The sequence below is a fragment of the Bradyrhizobium sp. G127 genome (assembly GCF_021502575.1).
Lineage (GTDB): Bacteria > Pseudomonadota > Alphaproteobacteria > Rhizobiales > Xanthobacteraceae > Afipia.
On the sequence record NZ_JAKFGN010000001.1, the window covers coordinates 2,416,988 to 2,433,388 of the forward strand.

At 62.2% G+C, this 16,401-nt stretch carries 14 protein-coding genes; 11 read left to right on the forward strand and 3 right to left on the reverse strand.

Features of this window, described 5'->3' with window-relative positions; all coding sequences use genetic code 11:
• The first annotated feature begins 122 nt into the window (after nucleotides 1–122).
• From LVY71_RS11435 to LVY71_RS11445, 3 genes are all read left to right on the forward strand, one after another.
• The gene (locus LVY71_RS11435) at nucleotides 123–2,309 is read left to right on the forward strand and encodes an RNA degradosome polyphosphate kinase (protein ID WP_235099877.1); all 2,187 of its coding nucleotides are present in this window, start codon (nucleotides 123–125) and stop codon (nucleotides 2,307–2,309) included.
• 19 nt (nucleotides 2,310–2,328) lie between these two features.
• The gene (gene ppx / locus LVY71_RS11440) at nucleotides 2,329–3,858 is read left to right on the forward strand and encodes an exopolyphosphatase (protein ID WP_235099878.1); all 1,530 of its coding nucleotides are present in this window, start codon (nucleotides 2,329–2,331) and stop codon (nucleotides 3,856–3,858) included.
• 80 nt (nucleotides 3,859–3,938) lie between these two features.
• Nucleotides 3,939–4,874, forward strand: a complete 936-nt coding sequence (locus tag LVY71_RS11445; protein ID WP_235099879.1) for a glutaminase — start codon at nucleotides 3,939–3,941, stop codon at nucleotides 4,872–4,874.
• A gap of 117 nt (nucleotides 4,875–4,991) precedes the next feature.
• Here LVY71_RS11445 and LVY71_RS11450 read toward each other — a convergent pair whose 3' ends face one another.
• Nucleotides 4,992–5,177, reverse strand: coding sequence for a DUF2735 domain-containing protein (locus LVY71_RS11450; protein ID WP_235099880.1), 186 nt, complete (start codon nucleotides 5,175–5,177; stop codon nucleotides 4,992–4,994).
• A gap of 457 nt (nucleotides 5,178–5,634) precedes the next feature.
• Between LVY71_RS11450 and LVY71_RS11455 the strand changes: the two genes are divergently transcribed.
• From LVY71_RS11455 to alkB, 3 genes are all read left to right on the forward strand, one after another.
• Nucleotides 5,635–6,669: a glutamine synthetase beta-grasp domain-containing protein gene (locus LVY71_RS11455; RefSeq protein WP_235099881.1), complete on the forward strand. Its 1,035-nt coding sequence runs from the start codon at nucleotides 5,635–5,637 to the stop codon at nucleotides 6,667–6,669.
• Between the two features lie 215 nt (nucleotides 6,670–6,884).
• Nucleotides 6,885–7,637 (forward strand): 2OG-Fe(II) oxygenase, encoded by a 753-nt coding sequence (locus LVY71_RS11460; protein WP_235099882.1) that lies wholly within the window; start codon nucleotides 6,885–6,887, stop codon nucleotides 7,635–7,637.
• A gap of 1 nt (nucleotide 7,638) precedes the next feature.
• Nucleotides 7,639–8,286: a DNA oxidative demethylase AlkB gene (gene alkB, locus LVY71_RS11465; RefSeq protein ID WP_235099883.1), complete on the forward strand. Its 648-nt coding sequence runs from the start codon at nucleotides 7,639–7,641 to the stop codon at nucleotides 8,284–8,286.
• Between the two features lie 27 nt (nucleotides 8,287–8,313).
• On the opposite strand, the gene rnd is transcribed toward alkB, so the two are convergent.
• Nucleotides 8,314–9,462, reverse strand: a complete 1,149-nt coding sequence (gene rnd / locus LVY71_RS11470) for a ribonuclease D (RefSeq protein ID WP_235099884.1) — start codon at nucleotides 9,460–9,462, stop codon at nucleotides 8,314–8,316.
• Between the two features lie 256 nt (nucleotides 9,463–9,718).
• Here rnd and LVY71_RS11475 point away from each other — a divergent pair, with 256 nt between their 5' ends.
• The 5 genes from LVY71_RS11475 (at nucleotide 9,719) to LVY71_RS11495 (ending at nucleotide 15,803) form a co-directional block, all read left to right on the forward strand.
• Nucleotides 9,719–9,973, forward strand: coding sequence for a hypothetical protein (locus tag LVY71_RS11475; protein ID WP_235099885.1), 255 nt, complete (start codon nucleotides 9,719–9,721; stop codon nucleotides 9,971–9,973).
• Between the two features lie 131 nt (nucleotides 9,974–10,104).
• Nucleotides 10,105–10,953, forward strand: a complete 849-nt coding sequence (locus LVY71_RS11480) for a VOC family protein (protein ID WP_235099886.1) — start codon at nucleotides 10,105–10,107, stop codon at nucleotides 10,951–10,953.
• 189 nt (nucleotides 10,954–11,142) lie between these two features.
• The gene (gene aspS / locus LVY71_RS11485; RefSeq protein ID WP_235099887.1) at nucleotides 11,143–12,915 is read left to right on the forward strand and encodes an aspartate--tRNA ligase; all 1,773 of its coding nucleotides are present in this window, start codon (nucleotides 11,143–11,145) and stop codon (nucleotides 12,913–12,915) included.
• A gap of 77 nt (nucleotides 12,916–12,992) precedes the next feature.
• Nucleotides 12,993–15,302, forward strand: coding sequence for an NADP-dependent malic enzyme (locus tag LVY71_RS11490; RefSeq protein ID WP_235099888.1), 2,310 nt, complete (start codon nucleotides 12,993–12,995; stop codon nucleotides 15,300–15,302).
• Nucleotides 15,303–15,350: 48 nt separating this feature from the next.
• Nucleotides 15,351–15,803, forward strand: coding sequence for a DoxX family protein (locus tag LVY71_RS11495; protein WP_235099889.1), 453 nt, complete (start codon nucleotides 15,351–15,353; stop codon nucleotides 15,801–15,803).
• A gap of 1 nt (nucleotide 15,804) precedes the next feature.
• Here the strand turns inward: LVY71_RS11495 and LVY71_RS11500 are convergent, their stop codons facing one another.
• On the reverse strand, nucleotides 15,805–16,365 hold the full coding sequence (locus LVY71_RS11500; RefSeq protein WP_235099890.1) for a dihydrofolate reductase: 561 nt from the start codon (nucleotides 16,363–16,365) through the stop codon (nucleotides 15,805–15,807).
• Between the last annotated feature and the right edge of the window lie 36 nt (nucleotides 16,366–16,401).

Sequence of the window (16,401 nt, forward strand, 5' to 3'; positions counted from 1 at the left end):
CATAGGCTTGGTCCTTAACCGGTCCTGGCTCATCATGTCATTGAACCGTCATGACACTGGCACATTGTCTCCGTGCAAACCGTCCACATTACGGGTTGTTGACGCAAATAAGGTCTCGCTTCATGGATTCCGCGCAAGTCACTGCAAAAAAAGAAGAAAATATCGAGGCCGCAGGCGACCCGTCGATCCGTTCGAGCCCCGAGCGTTTTATCAACCGCGAACTGTCGTGGCTCCATTTCAATCGCCGGGTGCTGGAAGAGGCCGTCAATCCCAACCATCCGGCACTGGAGCGGGTCCGGTTCCTGTCTATTTCAGCCAATAACCTTGATGAGTTCTTCATGGTCCGCGTCGCGGGCCTGAAGGCCCAGGTCCGCGAAGGTATCACCGAGCGCAGTCCGGATGGCTCGACGCCGGCCGAACAACTCGTCCAGATCAACGAGACGGTCTCCAAACTTGCCAGCGACCAGCAGGCAATCTGGCGTGACCTGCGGCACATCCTGTCGGATGTCGGCATCGTGCTGGCCGACGGCAAGGATGTGACCAAGGCTGAGGCGGCGTGGATCGAAGACCATTTCCTTCACAACATTTTCCCGTTGCTGACGCCACTGGCGATCGATCCGGCGCATCCGTTTCCGTTCATTCCCAGCCTCGGCTTTACCATCGCGCTGCATCTGGCGCGCGAGTCCGACGGCAAGGCGATGAACGCGTTGATCCGCATGCCGGGCAAGATCGACCGCTTTATCCGTTTGCCTGCGGGCAAGGATGGCTCGGTGCGCCTTATCACGCTGGAACAAGCCACCGGCCTGTTTATCGGCAAACTGTTCCCCGGCTACACCGTCAAGGGACGGGGCGCATTCCGCATCATCCGCGACTCCGAACTGGAAATCGAGGAAGAGGCTGAGGATCTCGTTCGCCTGTTCGAGTCGGCATTGAAACGCCGCCGTCGTGGTTCGGTGATCCGTCTCGAAATCGAAGCCACCATGCCGGACGACCTCCGCGCCTTCGTGCAGCGCGCGCTGTCGACCCCGGATGATGACGTGCTGCTGGTCGACGGCGTGCTGGCCATGAACGAGCTGTCGCAACTGACGCGGCTCGATCGGCCCGATCTCGAATTCACGCCCTACGTGCCGCGCCATCCCGAGCGGGTCCGCGATCATGGCGGCGACATTTTCGCGGCGATCCGGCAGAAGGATCTTATCGTCCATCATCCGTATGAGTCGTTCGACGTCGTCGTGCAATTCCTGCAGCAGGCCGCTCGCGATCCCGATGTCGTCGCCATCAAGCAGACGCTGTATCGCACTTCGCGCGATTCACCGATCGTGCGCACGCTCGCCGAGGCGGCCGAGGCTGGCAAGTCGGTGACGGCGCTGGTCGAACTCAAGGCGCGCTTCGACGAAGAGGCGAATATCCGCTGGGCGCGCGATCTGGAACGCGCCGGCGTGCAGGTGGTCTACGGATTCCTCGAACTGAAGACCCACGCCAAGCTGTCGCTGGTGGTTCGCCGCGAAGGCGCGGGGCTGACGACCTACGTTCATGCCGGCACGGGCAACTACCATCCTGTGACCGCACGCATTTACACCGACCTGTCATATTTCACCTCGGATCCGGTGATCGCACGCGATGCTGCGCGCGTGTTCAACTACATCACGGGATATGCCGAGCCGCATGACATCGAGAAGATGGCTGTGTCGCCGCTGACGCTGCGCAAGCGGATGCTTGAGCATATCCACGGCGAAAGCAACTACGCGCGTCACGGCAAGCCGGCCGCGATCTGGCTGAAGATGAATTCGCTGGTCGATCCCGAAATCATCGACGCGCTCTATGATGCTTCGCAGGCTGGCGTCTCCATCGATCTGGTGATTCGCGGAATATGTTGCCTGCGCCCCGGGGTGCCGGGATTGTCGGAGAACATCCGGGTCAAGTCGATCATCGGCCGGTTCCTGGAACACGGACGAATTTACTGCTTCGGTATGGGCCACGGTTTGCCGAGTGCGAAGTCGGCTGTGTATATCTCCTCCGCCGATATGATGCCGCGCAATCTCGACCGCCGTGTCGAGGTCCTGTGTCCATTGCAGAATCCGACGGTGCATCAGCAGGTTCTTGAGCAAATCATGGTCGCGAACCTGAAAGATAATGAGCAGAGCTGGCAATTGTTGCCGGATGGGTCGTCAACGCGTATGAAGGCCGCGAAGGGCGAGGAGCCTTTCAACGTGCACAACTACTTCATGACGAATCCGAGTCTGTCAGGCCGTGGAAAGTCACTTAAAGAATCTTCGCCACGCCGTCTTACGCGCCGTTCGGAGCGTTAGCGGCGGGAAGAAGGAATCCGTGGCCCCTGCATTCGTGCACGATCAGCGCCGCGCTGCTCGCAAGCCTTCCAAGAGTATTGCCGTTATCGATATCGGGTCGAACTCGGTCCGGCTTGTGGTCTATGAGGACAAGACGCGCAATCTCGCGCCGGTGTTCAACGAGAAGACGCTGTGCGGTCTTGGCCGTGAGGTTCAGTCGACCGGACTGCTCGCCGCGGATGCTGTCGAAAAGGCGCTGGCGTCGCTGAAGCGCTTCAAGGCGCTGTGCAAGATCATGAAAGTCGGCGAGGTCCACGCGATCGCGACGGCCGCCTGCCGCGACGCGACCAACGGCCCGGACTTCATCGCCAGGGCGGAACGTATCTGCGGCTGCTCTATCGAAATTCTTTCCGGCGCGCGCGAGGCGAAATTGTCCGCGCTCGGTGTAGCGTCGGGTGTCTACAAGCCGAACGGCATCGTCGGCGATCTCGGCGGCGGTTCGCTCGAACTGATCGATGTGCGCGGCCATCGCATCAGCCGTGGTGTGACGCTGCCGCTCGGCGGCCTTGCATTGCAGGATGCCTCGCAGAAATCTTTGAAGAAGGCCGATAAGATCGTCTCGACCGCGCTAACCGCGCTGCCTGCGCTCAAAGCGGGCCGGGGACGAACCTTCTACGCGGTGGGCGGGACGTGGCGCGCGCTGGCGCGCATTCACATCATCCAGAGCGGCTATCCGCTGCGGGTGATGCACGGCTATTCCATTCCGGCGGCCGATGCGCTCGATTTCGCACAGCGTCTGCGCCGTCTCGCCGCCAGCAATACGCTGGCCGATATCGAGACGGTGGCCGATGCGCGCCGTCCGCTGCTGGCCTACGCAGCTTTGGTGCTTGAATACATTATTCGCGTGGCGAAGCCCAAGACCATCGTGTTCTCGACCTACGGCGTGCGCGAAGGATTGCTTTATGAGATGCTGCCGGAAAAGGAGCAGCACAAGGACGGGCTGATAGCCACCGCACAGACGCTGAACGCATTGCGTTCGCGTTCGCCACGCCATGCCGACGATCTGATCGTGTGGACCGACAAGCTGTTCCGGGTCGCAGGTCTGCGCGAGACCGATGACGAAAAGCGGTTACGCCACGCTGCGTGCTGGCTGTCCGACGCCGGATGGCGCGCCCATCCGGACTACCGCGGCGAGCAGACGCTCAATCTCATCACCAACGGAAATTTCGGCGCGGTTACGCACGAGGGCAGGGCGTTTCTCGCTCTCGCGATCTACTATCGCTACGCCGGATTGAATACTGAGAACGAGGCGCCGGAAGTCGTCCGCGCGCTGGTTCCACCCGCGATGGTCGATCGGGCTCGGCTAATCGGCGCGGCGTTCCGCGTCGCTTTCATGATCTCGGCGGCGCAGCGGAGCGTGCTGTCGCATACGCATTTCCGCAATCAGGGCCGGAAGCTGATTCTGGTCTTCGACAAGCGGGCGGCGGACCTGGCAGCGGATCGCGTGACCAGTCGCTTCAAGCAGCTGGGGCGCCTGATGGGACGCAGCGGCGCTATTTTGAAGCCCTAGGCTGCCATCACGCGTGCCGAGCGGTTGGCACGTTTGTCGCATGAACCGCGAATAGCCGACATCAACCGAACCGGGACTGAATGAGTAACGCCACTCTCGACCGCGCCGTCAAAGAAATCGCCGACGAGATGATGAAGCGGACCGATCGCGGGGAGGTCGCAAGCTATATTCCCGAACTGGCGCGGATTGACGTCAATTCCTTCGGTCTCGTCGTGGTCGATACCAACGGGCATGTCGCCGCGGCCGGCGATGCCGACACGCCTTTTTCCATTCAGAGCATTTCCAAGGTTTTCACGCTGACGCTGGCGCTCGGCATGATCGGCGACAGATTGTGGGAGCGGGTGGGCCGCGAGCCGTCCGGCAGCCCGTTTAACTCCATCGTCCAGCTTGAGCGTGAGCGTGGCATTCCCCGCAACCCGTTCATCAATGCCGGCGCGATTGCCGTCACCGATGCAATTCTGTCGGGCCATCAGCCCAAGGAAACGCTGGGGGAAATTCTAAGATTTCTCCAGTTTCTCTCCGGCGACTCGTCGATCACCATCGATGATGCGGTGGCGGCCTCCGAACAGCGCACCGGCTTTCGCAACGCGGCTCTTGCGAATTACATGAAGTCCTTCGGCGTGCTGACCAACCCGGTGGATTTCACGCTTGGCGTCTATTTTCACCACTGTGCTATCGCAATGTCGTGCCGGCAGCTCGCGCTGGCGGGGCGGTTTCTCGCCCATTCCGGGCGCAATCCCTCGACCGGGTTTCTGGTGGTTCAGCCGGAGCGTGCAAGGCGCATCAACGCCATCATGATGACCTGCGGGCACTACGACGGTTCGGGGGAGTTCGCCTATCGGGTCGGTCTGCCTGGAAAGAGCGGCGTCGGCGGCGGCATCCTGGCCATTGCGCCCGGCAAGGCGTCCATCGCGGTCTGGTCGCCGGGACTGGATGCCAACGGCAATTCCGAACTTGGACGGGCGGCGCTCGAAATCCTCAGCAAACGGCTCGGCTGGTCGATTTTCGGCGCCTAGGCCTAGGGTGCAGACCGGGGGGCTGAACGCAAAAGGGTCGAAGCATTGGCTCCGACCCTTGTCATATCGCGCATTTCGCCGGGCTGCGTCGCCCGGGCTTCCAGTCTGCCGGCAGCATCAGTGCTCGCTGCCGCGCTTGGCTTCTTCAATGGCGGCTTCGTGGTACCAGCCAGTGATGGCCATCCGAGGGGCGGGCTGTTCGACCGCGAGATTGCTGTCGGCGCGAAAGCTTGGGATGGCCCTGCGGCCGCCCACCGGGAATTGGTAGATCTTTGCCGAAGGCAAAGAGGCACTCATGGTCATTGTCAGTCTCCTTTTTGATACGCGAGCACGCGTCGAGACCTATATATAGGAAGTAGCCCGCATTTTGCGCGGTTTGCCCTATAGAAAGCAGGCGAATGCTGTCAATTTGTGCATCTGCGATTCTGCGCTTTCATCCAGCATGCGCTTGAATGCTTAACGTATCCGCAATTCAAGGGTTCCGAGCGGATACGGGTGTAAGTTCGTGCCGCCGCAAAACAAGGCAGCCGCATAAACTGTCGTAAAAAGGCGCAGGTGGCCGACGGGCGTACCGAATCAGCCCGGGGAACCGGCTGGCTTTTTCAGTTCCCGGATCTCGTCGAGGTTCGGCAGGCCTGTGTGACAAATTGGCATATTAAATGCTTATTAAGCCCCGGCCGGACGCTGCGGGGACAACCGCGGGCCGCTCGGCCTTGGGATTTCCACGACCCCACGCATCGTCAACCACGAGAGATTTCGAATGACAAAGTACAAGCTCGAGTACATCTGGCTCGACGGCTACAAGCCGGTGCCGAACCTGCGCGGCAAAACACAGATCAAGGAATTCGACTACTTCCCGACGCTCGAACAACTTCCGCTGTGGGGCTTCGACGGCTCCTCGACGATGCAAGCCGAAGGCCACTCGTCAGACTGCGTTCTCAAGCCGGTCGCGATTTATCCGGACGGCGCCCGCACCAACGGCGCTCTGGTGATGTGCGAAGTCATGATGCCGGACGGCAAGACCCCGCATTCGACCAACACCCGCGCCACCATTCTGGATGATTCCGGCGCCTGGTTCGGCTTCGAGCAGGAATATTTCTTCTACAAGGATGGCCGTCCGCTCGGCTTTCCCGAAGCCGGCTATCCGGCGCCGCAGGGCCCGTACTACACCGGCGTCGGCTACAAGAACGTCGGCGCGGTCGCGCGCGAGATCGTCGAGAAGCATCTCGATCTCTGCCTTGCCGCCGGCATCAACCACGAAGGCATCAACGCCGAAGTGGCCAAGGGCCAGTGGGAATTCCAGATTTTCGGCAAAGGCTCCAAGCGGGCCGCTGACGAAATGTGGATGGCCCGCTACCTGATGCTGCGCCTCACCGAAAACTACGGCATCGACATCGAGTTCCACTGCAAGCCGCTCGGCGACACCGACTGGAACGGTTCGGGCATGCACGCCAATTTCTCCACCGAATACATGCGCACGGTCGGTGGCAAGGAGTACTTCGAGTCTCTGATGAAGGCGTTCGAGAAGAACTGGAAGGAACACATCGACGTGTACGGTCCGGACAACGACAAGCGCCTGACCGGCAAGCACGAGACTGCGCCGTGGAACAAGTTCAGCTATGGCGTGGCCGATCGCGGCGCTTCGATCCGCGTTCCGCACTCCTTCGTCAACAACGGCTACAAGGGCTATCTCGAAGACCGCCGCCCGAATTCGCAGGGCGACCCCTACGCCATCGCTTCGCAGATCCTGAAGACGATCTCGGAAGTGCCGACCAGCGCCAAGGCGGTTGCCTAAGCTCTCACGTTGTCACGTATCTGAATAGCCCGAGCCATGAGTTACCCCTTTTGGCTCGGGTGACAGCCGGGGAGGAAGTTCGTGGCTTCCGCCCCGGCTTTGCTTTGTCTGACGCCGGCCAAATCGGAAAACGGGTGGAGGCGCTGCCTGCATCGGTTCATGTGCCATGAAGCAGGCGCGGCATTGGCCGCACCGTTCTTTCACGGGAGCCGGACATGGTTCGCAATTCTCCGCACGCCGTGGCGACCCCACGCAAGCGAACGCCGTGCGACAGTCGCGTCGCGACGTTGGACTGGACCGGCATCACCGCACATCTCGACGGTAATGGTTGGGCGGTGCTGCCCGGCCTGCTGTCTGCGATCGAATGCCACGCACTTGCGGACCTCTACGCCCATAACGGCATTTTCCGCAGCCACATCGTGATGCAGCGGCACGGTTTCGGACGGGGCGAGTACAAGTACTTTTCTTATCCGCTGCCAGACCTCGTCGGAGTGCTCCGCACGGCGCTGTATCTGCAACTGGCGCCGATCGCCAATCGCTGGAACGAGGCGATGGGAATCGATGTGCGCTATTCCGCCGGGCATGCGGATTTCATCAAGCGCTGTCATACGGCCGGACAGACGCGGCCGACGCCGCTGCTGCTTCAGTACGGAGCGGGCGACTACAACTGCCTGCATCAGGATTTGTATGGCGAGCATGTGTTTCCGCTGCAGGTCGCAGTCCTGCTGTCGGAACCTGAGCGGGATTTCACCGGCGGCGAGTTCGTGCTGACGGAACAGCGCCCGCGGATGCAGTCGCGCGCTGCCGTGGTGCCGCTCAGACAGGGCGACGCTGTGGTGTTCGCCGTACATCACCGGCCGGTGCAGGGCACGCGCGGCACCTATCGCGTCAATCTCCGGCACGGAGTCAGTGAGATTCGCTCCGGTCGCCGCCATACTGTCGGCATCATTTTCCACGATGCCAAATGACATGGATCTATTCGACGGCATTGTGGAGAGCGAACCGCGCAATATTCAACTCGCGCCGGGCGCGATGCTGCTTTCAGGCTTCGCGCGACCGTTCGAGGTGCCGCTGATCGAGGCGGTGCATACGATTGTCGCGCGCGCACCGTTCCGCCATCTTGTCACGCCCGGCGGTCATCGCATGTCGGTGGCCATGACCAACAGCGGCGCTGTGGGCTGGATCAGCGATCGCACCGGCTATCGTTACGACGCCATCGATCCCCATAGCGGACAGCCATGGCCACCCATGCCGGCTGTGTTCGCGGAGATCGCCGCGCAGGCGGCGGCGAAGGCCGGCTTCGCGGACTTCCACCCTGAAGCCTGCCTGATCAATCGCTACGAGCCGGGTGCCAAACTGTCGCTGCATCAGGACAAGGACGAACTGGATTTCAGACAGCCGATTGTCTCGGTGTCGCTGGGACTTCCAGCGACGTTCCTGTTCGGCGGCCTCAACCGCACCGACAGGACAGCGCGCTACCGGCTGACCCATGGCGACGTCGTGGTGTGGGGCGGTCCGGCGCGGCTCGCCTATCATGGTGTAATGCCGCTGCCCGACGGCGAGCATCCGCTGCTCGGCCGTCAACGCATCAATCTGACATTCCGGAAGACGCGGTGAGGCGCTTTCGTCGCAAGAGGCGTTGCCTCAATCCCGCTCGACTCGCACCACGCGGCCTTTGTCGATGGCGAGCGCAAGGCGGCCTTTCTTGAGAGCGAGTGCTGCCTCGCCGAACAGTTCGCGCCGCCAGCCGTGCAGCGCGCCGACATCGGCGTTGTCGTCGGCAGCGATCTGCTCGAGATCGTCCACGGTGGCGATCACTTTGCTCGCCACGGCGTGGCGTTCCGACGTCATGCGCAACAGCACTTTCAGCAATTCTACCGTCGCGCCGCCGTTGGCGTTGCCGCGCGGCTTGTCGAGCTTGGGCAGGCTCGCAGGATCGCGGGCGAGGCCGCGCTTCACCGCATCGACAATATCCTGGCCCCATTTCGACTTTTCGAAGCCTTTCGGCAGCGAGCGCAGCTTGGCAAGGCGATCGAGGCTCGTGGGCGCGTGGGTGGCGATGTCGCCGATGGCGTCGTCCTTCAGCACGCGCGAGCGCGGTACGTCGCGGGTCTGAGCTTCCTGCTCGCGCCATGCCGCGACTTCCATCAGCACCGCGAGTTCCTTCGGCTTGCGGACCCGGGTCTTGAGCCGCTCCCATGCGCGCTCGGGATGAAAGTCGTAGGTCTTGGGCGAGGTGAGGACCTCCATCTCCTCGCTGACCCAATCGCTGCGGCCGCGCTTCTTGAGATCGGCGTCGAGCGCTGCGAACACGTCGCGTAGATGGGTCACGTCGGCGACCGCGTAAACGATCTGGTCATGTGTCAGCGGGCGATGCGACCAGTCGGTAAAGCGGTGGGTCTTGTCGGGGCGATGGCCGGTGATGCGCTCGACAAGCTGGTCGTAGGCGATGGAATCGCCATGGCCCAGCACCATCGACGCCACCTGCGTATCGAACACGGGATGCGGAATGATGCCGGCGCGATGAAAGATGATCTCGATATCCTGCCGCGCGGCGTGGAACACCTTCAGCACGTTCTCGTTGGCCATCAGGTCGAAGAACGGCTTGAGGTCGATGCCTTCCGCAAGGGCGTCGATAACGGCAGCCTCATCCGCGCTGGCCATCTGCACCACGCAGAGCAGGGGATAGTAGGTGGTTTCGCGCAAAAACTCGGTGTCGACGGTGATGACGCTGTGTTTGGCGAGACGGGTGCAGAGAGCGGTGAGTTCGCTGGTGGTCGTGATAATTTCCATGCCGGGTTAATAGCGCCTTGTGCGGAATTTTCCATGCGAAAATCGGCAGGTAGGGCAGATCGGCGGGGCATGGCGGGATTATCTTTGCTCTATGTTGAAGTTTCGCAGCCGGCCGGAGGCGAAAAAACCATCTCGCAACGCACTATCCGGTGAGAAAATGGTCCTCAAAGTCCCGCACACGCCAGATCGGTGAACCTGCCGCGCAACGACCGCGACCAACGGGCATTGTCGCAATGGTTGCGCGGGGTAGGTCGTGATGGCTGGGACATCTTTAATCCGGATCGGTGTGGCTGGCGTCTTCGCGTTGATGCTTGCTCCCGCGGCGGCGTTCGCCAATCAGTTGAACATCAACAGCGTGACGCCGGTGCGGCCCCAGATTCATCTCACGCCGTCGCTCCATATGGATGTCCGCTCGCGTGACATTTACGACCTGGATTTGTCGGAAGCTTGTCGTCCCGACGAACGCCTCAAGAGGAACAAGCGGGAGCGCCGCTGCCGGCAGGACCGTTAGGGCCCGCTCGTTTGTGCTGCGAGGTTTTCGCGTCGCCGGAATTCAACCTAGCTATGCATACCGCCTTGGGGGCTGCTTTTCGCGTCTTGCTGTGATCTTGTGCGGCTCCCCATTTGGATGCCGACACCACCATGATCACTGGACTGGATCACGCCGTCGTTCTCGTTCGCGACATTGAGGCCGGGGTTGCCGGATACACGACGCTGCTTGGCCGCGCGCCGGTGTGGCGTGCGCAAAAAGAAGGCGTCGCGACGGCGGTCTTTACGCTCGCCAACATGTCGCTCGAACTGATGGCGCCTGTGGCCGAAGGAGACGGCGCCGATCGCGTGCAGTCGCTGCTCGATGCGCAGGGTGAAGGGCTCGCCAGTCTGGCTTTCTCCGTCGAGGATATTGAAGCGACACGCCATCGCCTTGTGCGAATGGGCCTCGCGCCGTCGGACATTTCCGACGGTGAAAGCCGCGACCTTGGCTCGGGGCGCTCCATGACATGGAAGCGCACCCGCACGGACGCAAAGGCCACCGGCGGGGTGCGGATGTTCTTTCTGCAGCGCGCAGAGCCATTTCCTCCTTCGCCTGCCACGGCCGGCGCAACGGTCGATGCGCTCGACCACATCGTGCTCACGACGCTCGATCCGGATCGTGCGGCGGCGCTTTACGGCGCGCGTCTCGGACTCGACATGAAGCTCGATCGGACAATTTCTGCCTTGCAGACGCGCTTTCTGTTTTTCAGGCGGGGCGGTCTGGTGTTTGAGATCATCCACAGTCTCAAGACCGGCAGGAGCGACGGACCCGACAGGTTCTATGGCTTTTCCTGGCGTGTCGCAGACGTAGCGGCCACGCGCGAACGCCTTCAGAAGGCCGGACTTGAGGTTTCCGAACTGCGTGAGGGCCGCAAGCCGGGGACCCAAGTCTTCACGGTGCGGACCGGCACCTTCGGGGTGCCGACCATCGTGATCCAGCAGGGGCAGCGGGAGCCATAGGGGCGGCGAGAACGCTGCCTGCAAATTTGCAGGCAGACGCATTGATTTTCCTGCGATTTTTACCGAATTTGACGCGCTTCCATGCGCCACATCAGTTGCCGCGTTCCCTGCGCTCGGCTAAACCCTGCGCGCGCATCTCTGCGCCCATACCCCCGATTCTGCCCTCTGACGCTGGTTTCCAGGATTTTCATGCATCGCTATCGTTCCCATACCTGCGGCGCGCTCCGCGAAGCCGACATTGGTCAAGAGGTCCGGCTGTCCGGCTGGTGCCACCGCATCCGCGACCATGGCGGGCTGCTGTTCATCGACCTGCGCGACCATTACGGCATGACACAATGCGTGGTCGATCCGGACTCCAAGGCATTCGGTCTGGCCGAGAAGCTGCGCGCCGAGTGGGTGGTGAAGATCGACGGCAAGGTCCGCCGCCGTCCCGAAGGCACCGACAATCCTGACCTGCCGACCGGGACCGTCGAACTGTTCATCGCTGAGATCGAGGTGCTGGGCGAGGCGGGCGAACTGCCAATGCCGGTGTTTGGCGATCAGGAATATCCTGAGGAAATAAGGCTCAAGTACCGTTTCCTCGACCTGCGTCGCGAGAAGCTGCACCAGAACATCATGACGCGCGGCGCTATCGTCGACTCGATGCGCAAGCGCATGAAGGAGTCCGGCTTCTTCGAATTCCAGACGCCGATTCTGACTGCCTCATCGCCGGAGGGCGCGCGCGACTTCCTGGTGCCGTCGCGCATTCATCCCGGCAAGTTCTACGCGCTGCCGCAGGCCCCGCAGCAGTACAAGCAGCTGCTGATGATGTCCGGCTTCGACCGCTACTTTCAGATTGCGCCGTGCTTCCGCGACGAAGACCCGCGCGCCGACCGTCTGCCGGGCGAGTTCTACCAGCTCGACCTTGAGATGAGCTTCGTCACGCAGGAGGATGTTTTCGCTGCGATGGAGCCGGTCATTACTGGTGTGTTCGAGGACTTCGCCAAGGGCAAGCCGGTCACCAAGAAGTGGCCCCGCATTCCGTTCGCTGAAAGCCTGCGCAAGTACGGCACCGACAAGCCGGACCTGCGCAATCCTCTGGTAATGCAGGACGTCTCCGAGCATTTCCGCGGCTCGGGCTTCAAGGTATTCGCGCGCATGCTTGAGGATGCGACCAATCAGGTCTGGGCGATCCCAGGACCGGGTGGCGGCTCGCGCGCGTTCTGCGATCGCATGAACTCGTGGGCGCAGGGCGAGGGTCAGCCGGGCCTCGGTTACATCATGTGGCGCGAAGGCGGAGAGGGCGCAGGCCCCCTCGCCAACAACGTCGGCCCCGAGCGCACTGCTGCGATTCGCGATCAGCTTGGTCTCAAGGAAGGCGATGCCGCGTTCTTCGTCGCCGGCGATCCGTCGAAGTTCTGGAAGTTCGCAGGCCTCGCGCGCACCAAACTCGGCGAAGAGTTGAACCTGATCGACAAGGACCGGTTTGAACTGGCGTGGATCGTCGACTTCCCGATGTACGAGTACAACGAGGAAGACAAGAAGGTCGATTTCTCGCACAACCCATTTTCGATGCCGCAGGGCGGGCTCGAAGCGCTCGAGACCCAGGATCCGCTCACCATCAAGGCATTCCAGTACGACATCGCCTGCAACGGTTACGAGATCGCGTCCGGCGGCATCCGTAACCATCGTCCGCAGGCGATGGTGAAGGCGTTCGAGATCGCGGGCTATGGCGAGGAGACCGTAATCGAACGCTTCGGCGGCATGTATCGCGCTTTCCAGTACGGCGCGCCGCCACATGGCGGCATGGCGGCCGGCGTCGACCGCATTGTCATGCTGCTTTGCGGCACGAACAACCTGCGCGAAATCTCGCTCTTCCCAATGAACCAGCGTGCCGAAGATCTGCTCATGGGCGCGCCATCGGACGTATCGCTCAAGCAGTTGCGCGAACTCCACATCAGGCTCAATCTGCCGCAGACTTGAATCGCATAATCGTCGCAAGCCGGGACTAAACAGCACCCGTCGCAAGCCGGGGCTAAAAAGAAAAAGCGGGAGTAGGTATGGCGTCCAACTTGTCCGAAGAACTTCGTCTCGCGGCGCTGTCCTACCACCGACTTCCCCGGCCCGGTAAACTCGAAATTCAGGCGACCAAGCCGCTGGCGAACCAGCGCGACCTCGCGCTGGCCTATTCGCCGGGCGTCGCCGCCGCCTGCGAAGCGATTGCCGCCGATCCTGCGAAGGCCGCCGAACTCACAACCCGCTCCAATCTCGTCGCCGTGGTCAGCAACGGCACCGCCGTGCTCGGCCTCGGCAATATCGGCCCGCTGGCGTCGAAGCCGGTGATGGAGGGCAAGGCCGTCCTGTTCAAGAAATTCGCCGGCATCGATGTGTTCGACATCGAGATCGCTGCCGACACCATCGAGCGTGTGGTGGAAACGGTGGCCGCGCTGGAGCCGACCTTCGGCGGCATCAACCTTGAGGACATCAAGGGGCCTGAGTGTTTCGAGATCGAGGAACGGCTCAAGGCTCGGATGAAAATCCCGGTCTTTCACGACGACCAGCACGGCACTGCGATCATTGTCTGCGCGGCTGTCCGCAACGCGCTGATGATCAACGGCAAGAAGCTGGAAGACATCAAGATCGTGGCGTCCGGCGCGGGCGCGGCGGCCATCGCCTGCCTCAATCTGCTGGTGTCGCTCGGCGCCAAGCGCAAGAACATCTGGGTCTGCGACATCGACGGCCTCGTCTATGAAGGCCGCAACACGTTGATGGACAAGTGGAAGGCCGTCTACGCGCAGAAGACCGACAAGCGCACGCTGGGCGACGTGATCGGCGGCGCGGATGTCTTTCTCGGCGTCTCCGCAGGCAACGTGCTGAAGCCCGAGATGGTCAAGCAGATGGCGGATCAGCCGCTGGTGATGGCGCTGGCCAACCCGACGCCGGAGATCATGCCCGACGAGGCGCGCAGGGTGCGCCCCGACGCGATGATCTGCACCGGGCGCTCGGACTTCCCCAACCAGGTCAACAATGTTCTCTGTTTCCCGTTCATCTTCCGTGGCGCGCTCGACGTCGGCGCCACCGCGATCAACGAGGACATGAAGCGCGCCGCAGTCGATGCGCTGGCGCAGCTCGCGCGCGATCCGCCGTCCGATGTGGTGGTGCGTTTCGACGGCGGCGAGACGCAGGGCTTCGGCCCCGGTTCGCTGATCCCGTCGCCGTTCGACCCCCGGCTGATCCTGCGTATCGCGCCCGCCGTGGCGCAGGCGGCGATGGATTCCGGCGTTGCGACGCGGCCGATCACCGATTTCGCCGCGTATACCGAGCAACTCGATCGCTTCGCGTTCCGCTCCGGTCTCGTCATGAAGCCGGTGTTCGCGAAGGCCAAGACTCAGCCGGTGCGCGTGATCTATGCCGAGGGCGAGGACGAGCGCGTGCTGCGCGCGGTGCAGGTGGTGCTTGAGGAAAAGCTGGCGCGTCCGATTCTGGTCGGCCGTCCGTCGGTGGTGGCATCGCGCATCGAGCGCTTCGGCCTGTCGATCAAGGCGGGCAGCGATTTCGACCTCATCAATCCCGAGGACGATCCGCGTTATCGTTCCTATGTGCAGAGCTATATCGACGTGGCGGGACGTCACGGCATTACGCCGGATGCCGCGAAAACGCTGGTGCGCACCAATGCGACTGTGATCGCGGCGCTCGCCGTGGCGCGTGGCGAGGCCGATGCCATGCTGTGCGGCGTCGATGGCCGCTACATGAGCCATCTGCGGCGCATTCGCGAGATCATCGGCGTGACGCCGGGCCTTGCGGACTATTCGGCGCTGGCTCTCGTCATCACCAGCAAGGGCGCGTACTTCATCGCGGACACCCAGATCCGGCCAAATCCGACCGCGGAGGAATTGGCCGAGATGGCGGCGCTCGCGGCCGTCCATGTGCAGCGCTTCGGCATCAAGCCGAAGGTGGCGTTCCTGTCGCATTCGGATTTCGGCAGCTATGACTCCTCGTCGGCGCAGAAGATGCGCCGCGCGACGGAACTGCTCGTCAACGATCATCCGGAAATCGAGGCCGATGGCGAGATGCAGGGCGATTCCGCGCTGACCGCGTTGTCGCGGCAGCTGGTGCTGCCGCATTCGCGTCTGGAGGGTTCCGCCAACATCCTGATCATGCCGAACCTCGATGCCGCCAACATCGCTTACCAGATGATCAAGATCCTCGCCGACGCGCTGCCTGTGGGACCGATCCTGATCGGCCCGGCGCGGCCGGCGCATATCCTGACGCCCTCGGTGACGGCGCGCGGCATCCTCAACATGACCGCGGTCGCGGCCGTCGAAGCGCAGGAACGCGCGGGACGGCAACAGCCGACGCTGTTCGGCTGAGGGCAACTGCTATATAGTCGGCCCCATTGGAATTCAGTGGGGCCGACTATGCCAGCTTTCGTGACCCTCGGACGCGTTCTGTTTGTTGTTCTGTTCGTATTTTCCGGAGCCTCGAAGCTCTTCGACATTGCATCCACCACGCAGGCGATCACCGACAAGGTCACCCTGCCGGCATTGCTGACCCCATACACGACCCAGCTTGAAGACGTTACGGGGATGAAGACGGCCCAGTTGCTCGCGATCCTGGCCGGCGCGGTGGAGGTGCTGGGCGGATTGTTCATTGCGCTGAACATCGGCACGCGGTTCTTCGCATGGGTGTTGGTGCTGTTCGTCGGCGTCACGACGTTCTACTTCCACAACTTCTGGGATATGACCGGCCCCGACCGCATCAACAACATGATCCATGCGCTGAAAAACCTGTCGCTGATCGGCGGGCTTCTGGTTATCGCGGGTTATCCGCGCCAGATCGCGATGGAAGACAGCCGCTACACCGGCGTTTAGCTTAAGCTCTTCGCCATGCCGTCACATCGACGGCGTGCGCGGCATCGAGAACGTGGGTCTCGGCCGGTTTGAGGCCGTGGGCGGCCAGAATATCTTGCGCCGATTTTACTGGAATGCCAGGAAAGCCGCCGGTGCCGTCCGGGATGGTCAGGCGATGTGCCTGCGAGAGCCAGAACACGTCGTAACGGTCCATGAACATCTCGAAGACTTCGGGCCCGCCGATGATCGCGGCGGTGCCGGACGTTACGCCCGCGTGGTTACAGGCGTCCTCGAACGAAGCGCCCGCCGGATTCCACAAGGTTGCTTTCGGATTGGCGGGATCGCGGGCGACGGCGGGCACGGTGCGCGTCAGCGCGATGCGCGTGCGCAGCGCGGAGCGCGGCTGGTCCTCGAACGAGTGCTTGCCGTGAACGATCAGGTCCGCCGCGTCGAGCGCGGTCTCGAAGAATTTCTGATCGGCGTCGAACTTCAGTTCCGGCGGCATGACGCCGCTTGCGTCCGCCAGCATGCCGTTGGCGGAGAGGATCACATAGCCTTCGATGCGGAGCTGCGATTGCGTCATTCGTTGACGGAGCTGCCGTTTCGGAAGTCCGTGACC